This is a genomic window from Haloferula sp. BvORR071 (genome assembly GCF_000739615.1).
Classification (GTDB): Bacteria; Verrucomicrobiota; Verrucomicrobiia; order Verrucomicrobiales; family Akkermansiaceae; genus Haloferula.
The window spans coordinates 72,409-88,779 of sequence record NZ_BATP01000028.1 but is presented as its reverse complement, the minus strand read 5'-3'; the positions used below and the strand labels follow the sequence as shown (position 1 = coordinate 88,779).

At 63.2% G+C, this 16,371-nt stretch carries 12 protein-coding genes; 5 read left to right on the top strand and 7 right to left on the bottom strand.

The genetic code is table 11. From position 1 onward, the window contains the following. Nucleotides 1–210 precede the first annotated feature (210 nt). From BV071_RS15855 to BV071_RS15840, 4 genes are all read left to right on the top strand, one after another. Nucleotides 211–4,311 carry an autotransporter-associated beta strand repeat-containing protein gene (locus tag BV071_RS15855; protein ID WP_035609072.1) on the top strand — a complete coding sequence of 1,367 codons (4,101 nt, stop codon included), beginning with the start codon at nt 211–213 and terminating at the stop codon, nt 4,309–4,311. A 143-nt stretch (nt 4,312–4,454) separates the two neighbouring features. After that, nucleotides 4,455–4,769 carry a hypothetical protein gene (locus BV071_RS15850; protein WP_035609069.1) on the top strand — a complete coding sequence of 105 codons (315 nt, stop codon included), beginning with the start codon at nt 4,455–4,457 and terminating at the stop codon, nt 4,767–4,769. Then, nucleotides 4,769–5,632 (top strand): NAD(P)-dependent oxidoreductase, encoded by an 864-nt coding sequence (locus BV071_RS15845; RefSeq protein WP_052573412.1) that lies wholly within the window; start codon nt 4,769–4,771, stop codon nt 5,630–5,632. The genes BV071_RS15850 and BV071_RS15845 overlap by 1 nt, the downstream gene beginning before the upstream one ends. Before the next feature lie 40 nt (nt 5,633–5,672). Next, complete coding sequence (locus tag BV071_RS15840) at nt 5,673–6,266, top strand: hypothetical protein (protein WP_265594498.1); 594 nt, start codon at nt 5,673–5,675, stop codon at nt 6,264–6,266. 77 nt (nt 6,267–6,343) lie between these two features. Here the strand turns inward: BV071_RS15840 and BV071_RS15835 are convergent, their stop codons facing one another. Further along, a complete protein-coding gene (locus tag BV071_RS15835; protein ID WP_035609064.1) occupies nt 6,344–6,838 on the bottom strand; it encodes a redoxin domain-containing protein in 495 nt (164 codons plus the stop codon). A gap of 80 nt (nt 6,839–6,918) precedes the next feature. Here BV071_RS15835 and BV071_RS15830 point away from each other — a divergent pair, with 80 nt between their 5' ends. Further along, complete coding sequence (locus BV071_RS15830; protein WP_035609062.1) at nt 6,919–8,208, top strand: valine--pyruvate transaminase; 1,290 nt, start codon at nt 6,919–6,921, stop codon at nt 8,206–8,208. A 55-nt stretch (nt 8,209–8,263) separates the two neighbouring features. Here BV071_RS15830 and BV071_RS15825 read toward each other — a convergent pair whose 3' ends face one another. The 6 genes from BV071_RS15825 to BV071_RS15800 are packed head-to-tail and all read right to left on the bottom strand — an operon-like array spanning nt 8,264 to nt 16,371. After that, complete coding sequence (locus tag BV071_RS15825; RefSeq protein ID WP_035609059.1) at nt 8,264–9,172, bottom strand: hypothetical protein; 909 nt, start codon at nt 9,170–9,172, stop codon at nt 8,264–8,266. 52 nt (nt 9,173–9,224) lie between these two features. Beyond that, on the bottom strand, nt 9,225–10,202 hold the full coding sequence (locus tag BV071_RS15820) for a KpsF/GutQ family sugar-phosphate isomerase (protein WP_265594497.1): 978 nt from the start codon (nt 10,200–10,202) through the stop codon (nt 9,225–9,227). A gap of 54 nt (nt 10,203–10,256) precedes the next feature. Continuing rightward, nucleotides 10,257–12,554: a DUF2314 domain-containing protein gene (locus BV071_RS34320; RefSeq protein ID WP_265594496.1), complete on the bottom strand. Its 2,298-nt coding sequence runs from the start codon at nt 12,552–12,554 to the stop codon at nt 10,257–10,259. Between the two features lie 58 nt (nt 12,555–12,612). Next, nucleotides 12,613–15,168 carry a polynucleotide kinase-phosphatase gene (locus BV071_RS15810; RefSeq protein ID WP_035609057.1) on the bottom strand — a complete coding sequence of 852 codons (2,556 nt, stop codon included), beginning with the start codon at nt 15,166–15,168 and terminating at the stop codon, nt 12,613–12,615. Then, complete coding sequence (locus BV071_RS15805; protein ID WP_035609055.1) at nt 15,165–15,935, bottom strand: tRNA(His) guanylyltransferase Thg1 family protein; 771 nt, start codon at nt 15,933–15,935, stop codon at nt 15,165–15,167. The genes BV071_RS15810 and BV071_RS15805 overlap by 4 nt, the downstream gene beginning before the upstream one ends. Further along, nucleotides 15,925–16,371: an AAA family ATPase gene (locus tag BV071_RS15800; RefSeq protein ID WP_035609053.1), complete on the bottom strand. Its 447-nt coding sequence runs from the start codon at nt 16,369–16,371 to the stop codon at nt 15,925–15,927. Before BV071_RS15800 ends, BV071_RS15805 begins: the two co-directional genes overlap by 11 nt.

The following is a 16,371-nucleotide window of genomic DNA, read 5'->3' as shown; positions in this document are numbered from 1 at the left end:
TGACACGCGACAGGAGGGAGCTCCCGCAGCGGTGAAAGTTGCGGTGAATGGCGCACAAATACGGGTCTTACATCTGGGTAGGGTTGTGGATCATTTAAGCTGAGTAAGTTATAAAATACTCCCTAAACCACTAGGTTCACGGACTGGGTAAACATGGCTACAGCTCGCATCAGGATGGCTCCCCGTGCCTTCCGCCGTACCCACGAACCCATGAGACCCAACTTCTCCAATCCATTCCTGCCGACCCTCCTGCTCTGCGCGGCGCCTGTCATCACCTTCACATCCGCCTCGGCGGAAGTGATGAGCTTCAATGAAGCGAATGCCACCAACGTGTGGACGCTTCCCACCGGCACCAACCTGCTGAACGGAGCCACCGCCGTCCCTGCCACCGCGAATACCCACGAAGGCTCATCGGCAAGTTGGACGGCACTGACCGACGGGGTGCTTGGCACGCCCGGCACCAACGCGGCCACCGTTACCCCGAGCAATGGCGATTCCGTGACCTTCCCGCTGGATATCGTGGCGAAGCCCGCCGGTTACGACATCACCACCTTCGACTCCTACGTCACTTGGGAGAACAGCGGCCGTACCAACCAGAATTTCACCCTGCAGTATTCCACCGTCGGAGATCCGACGACTTTCAACAACATCGCCACGGTCGCCAACGGCGACTCCGGTGCTGACAAGGCGACCCACGTCAGCCTGACCGATACGACCGGTGTGCTTGCCAGTGGCGTGCACTCCTTGCGGCTCGTCTTCGACGGCCAGGAAAACGGCTACGTGGGCTTCAGTGAGCTCAAGGCGCTGGCTACTCCCACGAACGTCAGCACCCTGATCGAAGCCAACAACGGCAATGCGTGGACCCTGCCGTCGGGTGCCAACCTGCTGAACGGAGCGAATGCAAATCCGCCCAACACCAATAGCAACGAAGGCTCTTCCGCCGACTGGTCGACCGTGACCAATGGCCAGCTTGGTGCCGCCGATAGCATTCCTTCCAGCGTGACCCCTCCGAACAACAGCTCGGTGGTCTTCCCGCTCGATCTTTCGGTCAATTTCAACGGCTACAACCTCAGCTCGATCGACACCTACTGCTCGTGGCCGAACAGTGGCCGCGACAACTCGGACATCTCGATCAGCTACTCCACGGTGGCCGCTCCAGAGACCTTCATCAAGCTGGGCAATGCCGTGGTTCACACCGGCGAACCGCTGAATGCCACCCACGCGCGGCTTACCCCGGTCAGCGGCTTCCTCGCCAGCGGCGTAGCGGCGATCCGCTTCGACTTCGGTCACCAGGAGAATGGCTATGTCGGTTACCGCGAGTTCATCGCCCAAGGCTCGCCGGTTTCCCTTTCCGATCCGATCACCTGGACGGGCAGCAGCGGTTCCGGCGGCAATGCCAACTGGATCAGCGGCTCCGACAACAACTGGAAGAAGACCGTCGGCGGTGCCGCGACCACCTTCAATCCGCAGGCGACTGCGACCTTCGATGCCACTGCCGCGAACCGGAACATCAATATCCCGACCGGGCTCACGGCCTCGGCCTTGGTCTTTTCGAACAGCGCCAGCACGCCTTACACCTTCGGCGGCCAACTGCTCACGGTGAGCAATGACGTGCTTTCCTCGGGTGCCGGCAGCGCGACCTTCAACAACGCGGTGAATGCGGTCACGGGAGTGACACTGTCCGGTTCCGGCAATCTGGCTTTCAATGGCGCGCTGCAATCCAACGGCCTCACGGTTTCGGGCAGCGGCAATATCACCCTGAATGCGGCGAATCCGGCGCTTACCGGCAATGCCTCTGTCAGCTCCGGCACTCTGACCGTCTCGAACAACAACGGTGCGCAGAACGCCAAGTTGGTGGTTACCGGAGGTGCCGTCCGTTTCACTTCGGCCGCACCTCAGGTCGCCAGCATCGCAGGGGCCTTCGGTTCCTCGATCGTCCTGGGCAACAGCAGCGGCTCGGTGAATACCAAGCTCTCGGTGGGGGATGTCGACTCCGTCAGCAATTTCGCGGGATCCATTTCCAATGCCGCCGGGGCCACCGGCAGCCTTACCAAGACTGGCACCAGCACGCTCGTGCTTTCCGGTGCGAATACCTACACCGGGACCACGACCGTGAACGGCGGTCTCCTCAAGTTCGACCAGCGCCTTGCGCTCTACAACGGCAACACCGCCGCGTGGACCGCGAGCAACATCGTCGTGGCGAATGGCGGCACGCTTGGCTTGAAGGTTGGCGACGAATTCACGGATACCGACGTGAACACCGCTCTCTCGCTGGGCGGCTTCCAAGCCGGATCCGCACTCGGGATTTTCAATGAGCTGGATTTCACCCTCTCCCGCAATCTGACCCAGCCGGGGATTGGCCTCTTGAAGGCCGGTCCGGGCCTCTTGAATCTGACGGGCAACAATACCTCGAACGGTCTCTACCGGATCGTGGACGGTGGTATCAACGCCGCCAGCACTTCCAGCACGGCGATCGGCGGCAGTGTCCTGATGGGCAACGCCGTGGCCCACGTCTACCTGAACTTCGCCGGCAGCAACCAGTTCGGAAGCGGCAGCGTCCTCGGCTTTGCGAATGGTAGCTTCTACCAGTCGAAGGTTAACCTGCGCGGCACGAACCAAACCGTGGCGGGCTTGGACGGTGAACCCTTCCCCGCCAACCGTGTCTCGCTGATCCAGAACGACGAAGTCGGCCAGATCGGCTACACCACGAACCCCGGCCCGGCGACCCTCACGATTAACGCCGCTACCGATCACAGCTTCTACGGCCTGATCCGCAACCAGGACGGCGACCCGGTCTCCGTGGTCAAGACCGGCCCGGGCACCCAGGAGTTTGTGAACATGGCGACGGTCCAAGGCTTCGGCTACAGCGGTCCCACCACCATCAATGAGGGCAGGCTCAAGCTGAACTTCAACGGCGGCAACTCCGGCTATGCCTCGAACGTCACCGTCAACAGCCCGGGCGTGTTCCAACTGGAAGGGGTCTTCAACTTCTTCCGGACCATCTCCGGCAACGGCGGTCTGGTGAAGACCGGTTCCGGCCTGATCAGCGTGGCGAACGTGGACGGCTTGGCCAACGTGAACACCTTCAGCGGCGGCACCGTGATCGAGGAAGGCACCCTGAAGTTCTTTGCCGCAGGTCCCAGCACCGCGGACGGCAACGCCCCCGGCCAGTTCTGCGCCGCCGGTCCGATGGACCCTTCGAACATCATCCGCGTGAAGGCCGGTGCCCGTCTGGGTGTCGGTGGCGTAGCGCCCCTCGGCCAATCGCCGGTGCTGCCACAGTTCGCGCCGACCATCGTGGTCGAGCCCGGCGGAGGCATCTGGGGTAGCGAAGGCAACGACATCTCCTTCGTGCCGAACATTCACTTGGATGGCGGCACGGTGGACGTGACCAACGGCAGCGATACCGGTGGCTTCCACATCAACATGGCCTTCGTCGGAACGGTCGTGGTCGGTGGCACCAGCAACACGCCGTCCACCGTTTCCACCTCCGGAACCGGAGCGAATGCCAGTGTTGGGCTCGGCTCGCTGGGCCTGCTTGGCACCACCTTCCAAGTCGCGGATGTCACGGCCTCGGCCGATGCCGACCTGGTGGTCAGCTCGAATCTGAAAGACGTCCTCGGCAACCCTTCGCCGCTGATCAAGACCGGCCCGGGCACGATGCAGTTGATCGGTGCGAAGGAATACACCGGGGCCACCACCGTCAGCGAAGGCGTGCTCCAACTGGACACCGCCACCCTCGCGGACAGAGCCAGCGTGTCGATTGCCGCGGCAGGGACCCTCAACCTGCAACACAGCAACACCGACATCGTCGGCGGGCTGAGCTTGGGTGGGGTCCAGATGGCGGCGGGAATCTACGGTGCCACCACGAACTCGACCCCCGGCATCATCAAGACGCCCCGCATCACCGGCACCGGACTGCTGGACGTGAGACCGGGCCTGACCTACGACGCCTGGGCTGCAGCGATTCCGAATCCCGCCGACCGTGATCGTGGCGACGACCCGGATTCCGACGGTTTCACCAACCTTGAGGAGTTCCTCTTTGGCACCTCGCCGACGGCGGCGAGCGGCAGCCTGAGCACGATCGAGAAGACCGAGGCCGGCTTGGTCGTCCACTGGAACCAGCTCGCTACCGGCAGCAGCATCTACGTCCTTCAGGAAAGCACGAGCCTGCTCGACAACCCTTGGGCGACCAGCGGTGCGACCATCACGGATGCCCCGGTGCAGGATCTGCCGGACTATGTGCGCAAGCAGGCCGTCCTCCCGGTGACGGGGATCCGCAAGTTCGTGCGCGTCCAGGCCACCGAATAAGGGCCAACCAGCCACTGAATTAACGAGTAAATCCAGCTCCCGGGAAGGCCTGCCTTTCCGGGAGTTTTCGTGTCCGGAGGCTGGGTCCGGGCCTACGCGTTTCCGGGATTGTCTGCGGCTGGGGCCATGGTTAGACTGCGCGCATGAACCCCGACGACGACGGAGAACGGACCTGGACGGAAGCGACGGCACTGGCGGCTCCCGCCTTGCTCGGCGCGGCTGCAGGCCTGATCTTGGGCGACCTGATGAGCCCGCAGGCCCGCCGTGGCGCTGCGCTCGGGGTGGCCGCACTCGGGGTGGCTACCCTGCTGCCGCTCGCCGTTGGCTTTACCATCGGCCTGATCAACGGTCCGGAGAGCAAGTTCGGTGCCCGCCGCCGCTTGCGGAAGATCCGCGACGCCGCCGGTGGTGTCGGATACTCCGACGACGACGATCTGGGCGACCTGCGGGCGGTCTGATGCGGCTCGCGATCACCGGCACGACGGGACGGGTGGGCCAGGCGCTGGCCACCCATCTGCGTGACCGTCACGAGCTGATTGAGTTACCGCGTTCGCTCTTCGATCTGGCTGGCCCTGATTTGCCGGCGAAGCTGGCTGAGCTGGATTTCGACATGCTCCTGAATCCCGCCGGGCTGACCGGCCTGGAGCACTGCGAGGATGACCCGGCGCTGGCGGAGCGGGTGAATGCCGCCGCCCCGGCCGAGATGGCCGACTTCTGCCGTCGGGAGGGCAAGCGCCTGCTCCATTTCAGCACCGACTACGTCTTCGACGGTCTCGAACCGGGCCTGAAAGGCGAAGACAGCCCGGTCGCGCCGCTCTCCGTCTATGGCCGGACCAAGGCTGCGGGCGAGCGTGCGGTGCTTGATGCCGGTGGCACCGTGATGCGGGTTTCCTGGGTCTTCGGACCAGAAAAACCGGCCTTTCCAGATACCGTGATCGACCGCGCCCTGGCGGGTCAGGAGGTCGCGGCAGTGGCGGACAAATTTTCCCGCCCAGCCCTGACGACGGACATCGCCGAGTGGGTTGGGACCGTGCTGGAGGCGGGCTGCCCGCCGGGGATTTTCCATGCCTGCAATGGCGGTCCCATCACCAGCTGGCATGGCATGGCGGAGGAAATCATCGCCTGCCTGCGGGCGCGGACCGGACTGGAATTGCCCGCTCCCAAGCCGCTTTTGCTGGCCGAAATGGCCGTCTTCCGGGCCGTCCGGCCCCGCCATACCGCCATGGCCATCACGCGCTTGTCAGCACTGCTCGGCCATGAGCCGCGGGACTGGCGGGAGGCCTTGCGGGAGCATGTGGAATCCCGTCTGATATCACGTTGACCCTCCACCGAGGCCGTGGCACTTTGCTCTCACTTACTTCATGAAGTCGCCTTTCCTCGTTTTAGGTACCTGTGGTGCCCTCATCCTAGCTTCCTGCGAAACCGGGGAGGTGACCACCAGCAGCGAGTTTGACCCGCTGCTTTCCCCGGGCGGCAACCGGGCCAAGGTGGCAGCCCGCAACGGTTACAAGCCGGGGACCTTTGTCCGCACCAACATGGACAATGTCGCCTTCTTCAAGAAGCAGCCGAAGGGGAACGTAGATGCGGACAAGACCCTGCCCGGGAATACCCAGATCAAGGTGATTTTCGACGACGGCAACTACGTGAAGGGCGAACTCGACAGTGGCGAGGTCGGCTTCGTCCTCTCCGTCCAGGTGACGGACCAGAAGTCCGGCATGAGCCCGGCCACCCTCGGGACTGGCAATGAATTCCAAGTGTATCCGCCGCCGCCGGGCGGTGTGCCGCCGATCATCGACCCGAATGTGCCGACGATCCCGCCGGTGATCGACCCGAATGCCACTCCCGCGCCGCCGCCACCGGAGGCTACCCCGGGCACCCCGACGCTGGAGAACCCGCCGGCCCCGCTGCCGCCGGTCGAGTCGACGCCCTTGCCTCCAGGCAACGAGTCGCAGTGAGGAAAGCGAAAGCGAAACGAAAAAGGCCGCGGGGTGACCGCGGCCTTTCAGTTTTCCGTTAGGAGAGAAAGGGCGTCTCAGCCGAGCGCCTGCAGGGCAGCCTTCACGCCGTCGAAGTCAGGCAGATCCTTCGGGTGATCCTTGATGTCCACGAAGCGGACCACGCCTTCCTTGTCGATCACGAAGGCCGAGCGCTTGGCCACGCCGCCCATGATCAGGTTGGCCTCGGGAAGGAATTGCTCGTAGGCCACGCCGTAGGCCTTGGCGACGCTGTGCTCGTAGTCGCTGAGCAGCGGCAGGGTGATGCCGGACTGTTTGGCCCAAGCCTCTTGGGCGAAGGGGCCGTCACCGGAGATGCCGAGCACCTTGGCGTCGAGCGATTCGTATTCGCCGATGCCGCCGGAGATGTCGCAGAGCTCCTGGGTGCAGACGCCGGTGAAGGCCATCGGGAAGAACAGCAGGACGATGTTCGACTTGCCGATCAGGTCGGCCAGCTTGACGAGCTGTGGGCCTTCGGCGGTTTTTGAGACGAGGGTGAAATCCGGAGCTTTGTCGCCTACTTGAATGGCCATGGGATGGGAATTTGAGAGGTTGTTCTTGAAAGAGCGGCCACTATAGGGTCACCCACCCGCCGGTCAACGGCACCCGCGTCATGAGCTACGAATTCTCCAATATCGGTCGGCAGCTTGCCGGCGGCAGCGGCATCGAGGAACTGATGGAGGACTTGGGGAATGCCCTCGCCTCCGGCGGCCCGGATATCTGCATGCTCGGCGGTGGCCAGCCGGCCCACATCCCGGCGGTGAATGCGATCTGGCGGCGGCGCATGGAGGAGATCCTCGCTGAGCCCGGCGTGCTGGAGAAGATGCTGGCGAACTACGATCCGCCGCGTGGCAATCCGCGCTTCATCGCGGCGGTGGCGAATTTGTTCCGCAAGGAGTTCGGCTGGGCGCTGGGACCGGAAAACGTGGCGGTGACCTCGGGCGGGCAGACGGCATTCTTCTTCCTCTTCAACGTGCTGGCCGGCGAGATGCCGGACGGGAAGCGCAAGAAGATCCTCCTGCCGCTGGTGCCGGAATACATCGGTTACGCGAACCAAGGTTCCTGCGGTGACCTCTTCCGCGCGGTACCGCCGAAGATCGAGAAGACCGGCCCACACGAGTTCAAATACCGCGTGGACTTCGACGCGCTGGAAGTCACGGACGACATCGCCGCGATCTGCGTCTCACGCCCGACGAACCCGACCGGCAATGTGCTGACGGATGAGGAGATTGCCCGCTTGTCCGCCCTGGCGAAGAAGCACGGCATCCCGCTGATCATCGACAATGCCTACGGCGCGCCCTTCCCGAATATCATCTTCACCGGCGCGAAGCCGATCTGGGAGGAGCACATCATCCTAACCCTGAGCCTGTCGAAGATCGGCCTGCCGGGCACCCGCACAGGCATCGTGGTGGCGCATCCGAAGATCGCCGCGGCGATGGCCTCGATGAGCGCGGTGGTGGGTCTGGCGAATCCGAACATCGGCCAAGCGATCGCGCTGCCGCTGATCGAGAGCGGCGAGATCCTCAAGATCGCCGATGAAACGGTGAAGCCCTTCTACGTGGAGAAGTCGCGCCAGGCCCAGGGCTTCGTCGCGGAGAGCTTCGGCGAGGACTTCGAATACTACATCCATCGTAGCGAGGGCGCCCTCTTCCTCTGGCTCTGGTTCCCGGGCCTGCCGATCACTTCCAAGGAGCTCTACGAGCGCCTCAAGAAGCGCGGTGTGTTGATCATCTCCGGGCACTACTTCTTCTTCGGCCACGACGACGAGTCATGGCGTCACCGCCACGAATGCCTGCGCATGACCTTCACCATGGATGAAAGCGTGGTGCGCCGCGGCATCCAGGCGATCGGCGAGGAAGTGCGCCGGGCGCATGCGGAAGCGCTGGAGACGGCGGGAGTGTAACGACGTATGGTAGGCGCGCTGGTGACAGCGCGTCAGCCCGCGGTGGTGGGGCGTATCACAAATACGCCTTCACCTCGCGCGAGAGGCGCATCGTTGCCTCTAGGGCGCGCGCGCCATTCGCAACCCACTGCTGGCCGAACTCCTGGAAGCCGAGCGGCTGAACGGTGGCGCAGAGCAGGGTGGCCAGCACGAGCTGGTTCGCGAGGTAGATGATCACAAGCGAGAGGAAGGTCCCATTCTCGCGCAGGTCCGGCTGGTCGCGCGGGATCATCCACAGCGTCCACAGCAGGTGGAAGGCCCAGAAGAAGCCGACGTAGCCGAACATGATCTTCTCCGAGACCGGGGTCGCTTGGAAGGCCAGGCTGAGCAAGGCGTGGAGGATCACGCCGACCACTGCCCACAGCGGCACGAAGTAAGGCGAGAGCGCGATCGCGATGTTGGTCTTGTCAGTGGTGACGTAGCCACCATCGAGGCTCACGCCCCAATCGCTCACACGCCCGCGGAAGGCCCAGATGAAGAGGATGTGCGTGAGCTCGTGGCCAAGCACATACAGATACAAGAAGACGGAGCGCAGCAGGCCGCTGAAGAACCAGCCGGTCATCAACAGGGCACCGGTGGCGAAATACCAGAAGGCTGGCGTCGTCCAAAAATGCTTGTCGATCGTCGCGTTGGTAAACTGCGTGAAGAAGGTCCACGAAGTGATCCAGCATAGCGGTAGCAGTATCAACCCGAGCACCCAGCGGCTCACGCGAGTGATAGCTCCGGTGGGCGGATCCATGTAGCCCGGAGTGGCGGCGAAGGACGCCCGCACGTTTTTCAGCTCGCGCTGGTTCAGACGGCGGTTGATCCGCTCATGGGCGCGCGCGTTGGCCTTGCTCAGGGCCTCCGTCAAACTCTGGCGGCGGCGGGCGCGGTTCCCGGTGCTGGAGCCGAGCCGGATCTGCTTCTTGGGGGTCCTCGCCATGCGCGCGCCTTGATTACTTAGCTTTGCTTAAGGAATCAAGGAGGATCGCTGTTCAGACGATCTTGAGCCGTGCGAGGTCCTGAGTATCAACCAAGCCGACCGCCCGGCCCTCGCCATCCAGCACGACGACATCGTCAACCCGATGGGAACCAATGGTTTGTAGCGCCTCCACGGCGAGCGAACTGGCATCCACGCTGATTGGCTTGCGGGTCATGAAATCGGCCACGGCCTGGTCGCCGACGTGCGGATCCCGCTGGTAGCAGCGGGCGAAATCGCCATGGGTGAAAATCCCCGCCATCTTGCCGTCCGGCTCCACCACCACGCAGGCACCGGCGCGGGCGCTGGACATGGCCACAAGGGCATCGCGCACCGTGGCACCATTCGGCACGGCGGCGAGCTGCTCGCCCTTGCGCATGATATCCGACACCCGGGTCAGCAAGGCGCGGCCCAGTGCGCCACCGGGATGGAAGCGGGCGAACTGTTCTTCCGTGAAGCCGCGGGACTCGAGCAGCACCATCGCCAGCGCATCGCCCATCACCAGCATCGCGGTGGAAGAGGAAGTGGGGGCGAGCTTCAGCGGGCAGGCCTCGCGATCGACCGAGGTGTCGAGCACCACGTCGCTGTGCTCGGCGAGGGTGGACTTGGGATTGCCGGTCAACGCGATCAAGCCGACGTCGAAGCGCTTGATGTGCGGCAGCACGTCGAGCAGTTCTCCGGTTTCTCCGGAGTAGGAAAGCAGCAGAACAGCATCACCATCCGAGACGATGCCCAAATCGCCGTGCAGGGCGTTCTGGGAATTGAGGACCACCGCGGTGGCACCGGTGGAGTTCAGGGTCGCGGCGATCTTGTGGCCGATGTTGCCGGACTTGCCGATGCCGACGACGACGATCTTGCCGCGGCGGTCGAGGGTCTCCTGAAGCAACTTCACCGCCTGCGCAAAGGAATCATCCAGCCGGCTGGCCATGCGCTCAAGCGCGCTGGTCTCGATCTCGATGACTTGCCGCGCATTCGCCAGGAAATCCATGCCCATGCCGGGAGGATGAGCGGGGAGGGACGCTTCGGAAATGGGAAAATCCTTCCGGGTTTACTTCTTCTTGTCCTCTTCCTTGGCCTTCTGCTGCTTCTCCATGAGTTCACCGGTCTTGTTCCCCTCGGTGCTGCCATCCGCGTTCTCCAAGAGGTAATCGAAGGCCTCGTCCAGTTTCACGGATACGGATGCGCCTGCCTTGAGGTCCTTGATGTAGAAGGGATCGTTCTGCAGCACCCCGGACAAGACGTCACCGTCGCTCCACTTCAGGACCTCCACCCACATCCACTCCTTGCCTTCATCGTCACGGGGAAAGCCGCCCTTGACCAACAGGTGGGCACCGGGCTCCAAGCCCTTGCGGAAGGTCTCCTTCATGGCGGCGAGCTTGAGCTTCGCGGCTGCGGACGCCTTCTCGATCTCTCCGTCATGCTTCACGGCGACGATCGCGTCAGAGCTCCCCCACATGCGTGCCAGCAGGGAGCTGCGGCGTTCGTCGTCGGTGGCCCCCTCCCCATGGCGGAAGTCCAAGGCCACTTGGGCATTGTCGGTATCGCCCTCGTCGGGAGTGCCTTTCACCACGGCGATCACGGCTTTGCCTTCGGCCTTTTCCTTGAGCGATGCCCGGTAGTAGTCCCGCAGATTGGGAGGTATGAGTTTATCAATCGAGACCGGGAAATGGGCCGGGTCCTTGAGAACTGGATCGGCGGCGATGGTCTGGCAAAAGATGTTGATCAAGTTGCCGCACTGATTCCGGTCGAAGGCGGTGAATTGCTCGATCGCCACGTCAGGCAGAGCGAATTTCTCCATGCCCAGGGTAATGGCCCGCATGTGGCCACTGCCATCATCGCGCGGATAGTTGTGGATGGTTACTTGGCTGCGGAGATCTGCAATCTCAGCACTACCCCAATCGTCAATGCGCGTTTTCTTCCACGCATCGCGGTGGAAGCATTCGCGTGTGGCGCTATCCCAGATGAATGCTCCGGTGCTGGTGGCGAAGGCGTGGACCACGCGGTTGAAGGAATTGGCCCGCTTCCAGACTCCGTCTGCAGGGGTGACGAGCACTGCGATCGTGGCGATCTCGGTGGCTTGGATGCCTTTGATGTCATCATCACTCATGCCGCGTCCGGAGGACTTGAAGTAACCGGCATCCGGGACGGGATAATTGTTCAAAGGGGCCTTTTCCTCGGTCAGCATGACGAAGGGCGGCTCCGGCGCATCCTTGAAGCTTGGGACCACGGGAATCCCGGGTAACTCTGCGGCCAGTGCCTTGCGCAGCTCGGTGTCTGGATCCGCCTTCGGTTTGGGCGTGTAGTAGAAGACGACGCCAAAGGGCGCATAGTCCTCGCGGATGTCTCCTGCGGGATGAGTGTTGGCCTCCTTGGCTTTGCTACAGGCCGCTTGGATCTCGGCCTCTGTCAGGCGGATATTACAGGCCGGGCCCTTGTCGCCGAGAATCTTGGCGGCGAGCAGGCCATTCGTGGGACCCAATACCGAAAAGTGACCCTGCCCCTTTGCGGTGACGAAGCCGAGCTTGGGATTCCGGTTGCGCTTCCGGAGCCTGTCGATCGAGTCCTTGTTGCCCTCTTCTCCCTCGATCACAAGGGTAGGGGAGCTGATCCCATTCAGGAATTCCACCGGAGCGCGCAGCCGGCGTTCCTTGGCATTGTGCACGTCGAAGGGGACGTTCTCCTGACCGTAGCCTGCGGTCTCATCCGCTGGGCCGAACGAGATCACCGCACGGAAGCGGCCCTCCGGCGCAGCGGCCGCCACGAGCAGCGCCAGCGTGCCGCCAGTGCTATGACCACCGAGATAGATTCGTGAGGGGTCTACCCAAGGCAAGGCTGCTGCATGAGCGGCAGCTGCCAGCACATCGTCAACTTCACCATAAAGTCCCTCCTTGAAGCCGGGGTTGTCGTTTCCGCCCCGCAGCGAGGGATACATCATCGCGAGTCCGGCCTTGCGGTAGGCGGAGGCGGATTGGTCGTTCTCGACCGGAATGTCATCCTCCCAGGCGATTTCCGAGATGCTGTTGCTGAAACCACCGGTCAGCCAGATCACCAGTGGGTGCTTCTTGCCGTCACCGGGATCGGGGCTGAGATACGCGGGGAGCTTGCCCGCCGGCGAGGTGTAGGAGATGAGATTGAAGACACCTTGCGGAGGCGCGGGTGCCGCTTCGTCTTCCGACTCTTGCTTGATCAAGGTGGTGGCAAACCCAGCCCGCGCCGCCGCCAATCCAGGCGCAGCGCTGCCGCCCGCGGCGGGCGACCCTGTAGGCTTCTTGCAAGCGTTGGACAGCAGCATGCCGAGCGTAAGCGCGGCCATGCCAAACAGTCTGGGAAGAGGAGATCCGGACATGACAAGGAGATGAGGGCAAGATGGGCCTCCGGTGAAGCGGAAAAGCGCGGCGCCTTCTTTACAAACGCGGGTCCACTGGCTCGCTCTCCATCGCCAAGACGGCGAGCACGCATTCGTGGACTTCGCGCAAGGGGCGTCGGGCGACGAAGCGTGACAGGCCCTCGATTCCCAAGGCGAATTCCCGCTCGGCCATCGAGCGCTTGTGGCTGAGGCCGCGCTCCTTGAGCCGCGAGAGATGCTCGGGGTGATCGTATTCCGGACCGTAAATGATCCGCAGGTATTCACGGCCACGGCATTTCACTGCCGGTTGGACCAGGCCGCGCTTGCCCTTGGTGATGAAGTCACGCGGCTTCACCACCATGCCCTCGCCGCCATTGGCGGTCATCTCTTCCCACCAGGTGATGGCAGCGGCGAGATCCTCTGGATTCTCCAGGTCCACTTCCCGCCAGCGCGTGGCCGGGAAGAGCTCGGGATCCACGGCTTGCAGGCGCTCGGCCAGGGCCATGTGCCAGGGGTGATCGCGGTCGGTGTAGACCGCGCCTTCCCCGGCGAGGAAGTGGAATGGCGCCAGCTTGAGGCCCTCCAGGCCTGCGACCTCCCAGCAATAGTGCCGGTAGGATTCGCGGTAGCGCTCCAGCATGGTGGTGCGGGCGCTATTGCGCCTGGCAAACTGGTCGAGCATGGCGCGGGTCTCCGCTTCCATCAGCGGATTGCCGCCGGTATCGGCCAGCACCGCAGCCAAGGCGGCGGAATGCGCCGTCGCGGCGGCGCCCACCGCAGCGTACTGCGATTGTAGTAGCTCCATCGCCTTGGCGGACCAGGGCATGAGCTCGCAATCGAGACAGAGCCAGTCACTGCCCAATTCATCCCAGGCGCCGGCGCGCTCCAAGGCGGTGGCGAGGCGGTCGAGCAGAGCTTGCTCCAGCGAAACCTCATTGAAGAAGGCCCGGCCGGTACGGGTGTAGATCACGCCGCGGCGTTCCTCCTTCAGGCCGAAACGCGTGATCGCCAGCTCCGGATCGCGGCAGACCATCGCCACGGCGCGCGAGCCCATGTGCTTCTCCTCGCACACCACCGAGGTGACGCCAGCCTGCGAATAGTAGGCGAAGGCCTCCTCCGGTCGCTCCAGCCAGCCATCCTGCTTGCTGGTGCCACAAGGCGACATCGTGGGCGGCAGGTAAACCAGCCAGCGTGGATCGACCGCAAAGCGGCTCATCACCTCCAGCGCGGCGAGCACGTTCTCTTCCCTCACCGTGATGGCGGGGCGCAATGCGGTATCGATGTAGCGCCGACCACGCAAGTCATCGAGATCGAGCAAGCGGTCGTGCGCAAGCTGCGCGTCCGGGCCAATGTCCGGTAGCAGCGGGCGGGCAGACTCGGCATAGGTGGCAAGCGCCGTAGTGCTCACCGTCTCCAGCTCCGGATAACGCAGCGCGGTGAGGGCACCGCCGAAGCAGCAACCAGTATCGATATTCACCGTGTGGTTTAGCCAGCGCGGCGCGGCGAAGGGCGTGTGCCCGTAAACCACCAACGCCTTGCCGCGGTATTCGCGGGCCCAGTCGAGTCGCTCCGGCAAGCCGTATTCATCGCGCTCACCGGTGGTCTCGCCGTAGAGACAGAACTCACGGACCTTGCCCGAACCGCGGCCTTGCATCTCCTCCTTCAAACCCGCGTGGGCGACGACCAGCTTGCCCTCGTCGAAGACATAGTGACTGACTAATGCATCGAGGAAGGCAGTGAGATCACGTCGCTCCACCGGATCAGCCTCAAGCTGCGCAACCGTCTCTGCGAGGCCGTGGGTGAGCTGCACCTTTTTGCCATTCAGCCAGCGCAGGAACTTCATGTCATGGTTCCCCGGCACGCAGATCGCGGTGCCCGCCTTCACCGAGGCCATGGCGATCCGCAACACGTTCGGTGAATCCGGGCCGCGGTCCACGAGGTCACCCACGAAAACAATTCGCCGGCCTTCTGGATGCGAGACGACATGGTCGCTCACGGCGTAGCCAAGCTTCTCTAACAAGATCAACAGCTCCGGGTAGCATCCGTGCACATCGCCGATGATGTCGAAGGGGCCGTGATCCTGCTTGCGGTTGTTCCACAGCGGCTCGCGCTCGATGCCCTCCACCTCGTCGACTTCCTCCTCGCTCTTGAGATAGACGATGCTTCGGAAACCCTCGGTCTTCAGCCCGCGCAGGCCGCGCTTCAGCAGATTCATCTGCCGCTTGATTACCTGTGGCCCGAAATCGCGGTCAGGCCGCGTGGCATTGCGCTCTTGGCAGAGACTCTCCGGAACCTTGAAGACAATCGCAGCAGGCAGGAAGTGATACTCGCGTGCGATGGCCACCAACTGCGCCCGCCCTGCGGGATCGACGTTCGTCGCGTCCACCACCGTCAAGCGCCCCAGCTCCAGCCGCTGCCGCACGATGTAGTGCAGCAGCGCGAAGGCCTGCGCACTTACCGTCTGGTCATTCTCGTCGTCGGAGACCATGCCACGGCAGGCATCCGAGGATACGACCTCCGTCGACTTGAAGTGCCGGTGTGCAAAGGTCGACTTCCCTGATCCCGAAGGACCAACGAGAAGCACCAGCGACAGCTCTGGAAGGCGGATCTTCATTGCTTCGTGTCACGTGCCAGATAGCCCGCGATCAATGCGGCATAATCGTCACCATGGGGCAATTCGAGCACCTCGGCCAAACGCTGGCGGGTGACAACGGCGGTCTCTCCGGTGAGCGGATTGGTTCCCGTCTTCTCGTAGCCCTCCCATGCCACCCCGTAGCCGCGCTTCTGCCAGGTAGGAAGATCGTTGAAGTTAATGCCGTTTGAAAACAGCAGATCGTGTTTCGCGGCGACGGTCATGCTCGAGAGCTGGCTGGTGGCCTTGGTGGCACTCATTCCCGCCTTGCGCAGCATCCAGTAGCAGTGGGAGTTCAGGCAGTTCCGTCCCGCATCCTCCATCCGCCAGCGGAAGTAATCGCAGGTCGTCTTCAGATCGGGGAGTTCGCTGATCCGGCAGTCCATCACCGCAGGGCGGCCGATCGTCAGGCTCAGAGTGGCACTGGCTTCACCGGAGAGGACGGATAGCCACTTGCGGTGCTTGCGGTCGAAGGTCTGGTCTTCGAGATGGAAGAGCAGCGAGATCTCGTCGCTCTGGGCATAGGCGAAGGGGATCTTGAAACCACACTCCATCAGGCGCTTGATCGTAGCCAGCATCGCGTCGCGGAAGCGCACGTCGTATGGCGCCTCATAATCCATCAGCTCTTTGGTCAGTTTGGTGAAGCCACGGCCGTCCAGTCGTGCGACCACGTGGAAGCCCGGCGGAACGCAACGGTCGTTGGCCTGCTCGTAGATGCGTAGTAGTTCGTCGAGTTCGTCAAACCTCATGGTGCCAGGGTGTGATGGTGAAGCCTTCCTCGGTCATGGAGACGAAGTGCAATTCCGTGAAGCCCTCCTCCAACGAGGGCAATTCCAAGCGGGCGTGGTGATCGCGCACGCCAACATCCGGGATGCGGTCCGCGCCGCGACGCTGGCGATTGCGTTCCAGGCAATCCTGAATCCGCGACTGGAAGAAGTAGCCGGTGATTTTCAGTCCGCGCTCCTGAGCGGGCCTGAGCCATGGGGTGCGGACCTCGCGGGTGCTGTTGGTATTGTCGATCACACACGACTGCTCGTGCTCTAGGCACCATTGATAGAGCGAGAGCTCGCGATACCGCGTCTTGAGCATATCCCGGTTGACGCGCAGATGGGAGCCCGCGAAGCGCTCGCGGTAGAAACTGGACTTCCCGGAAGCCGGGATGCCGATGAACAGGACGACTTCCAT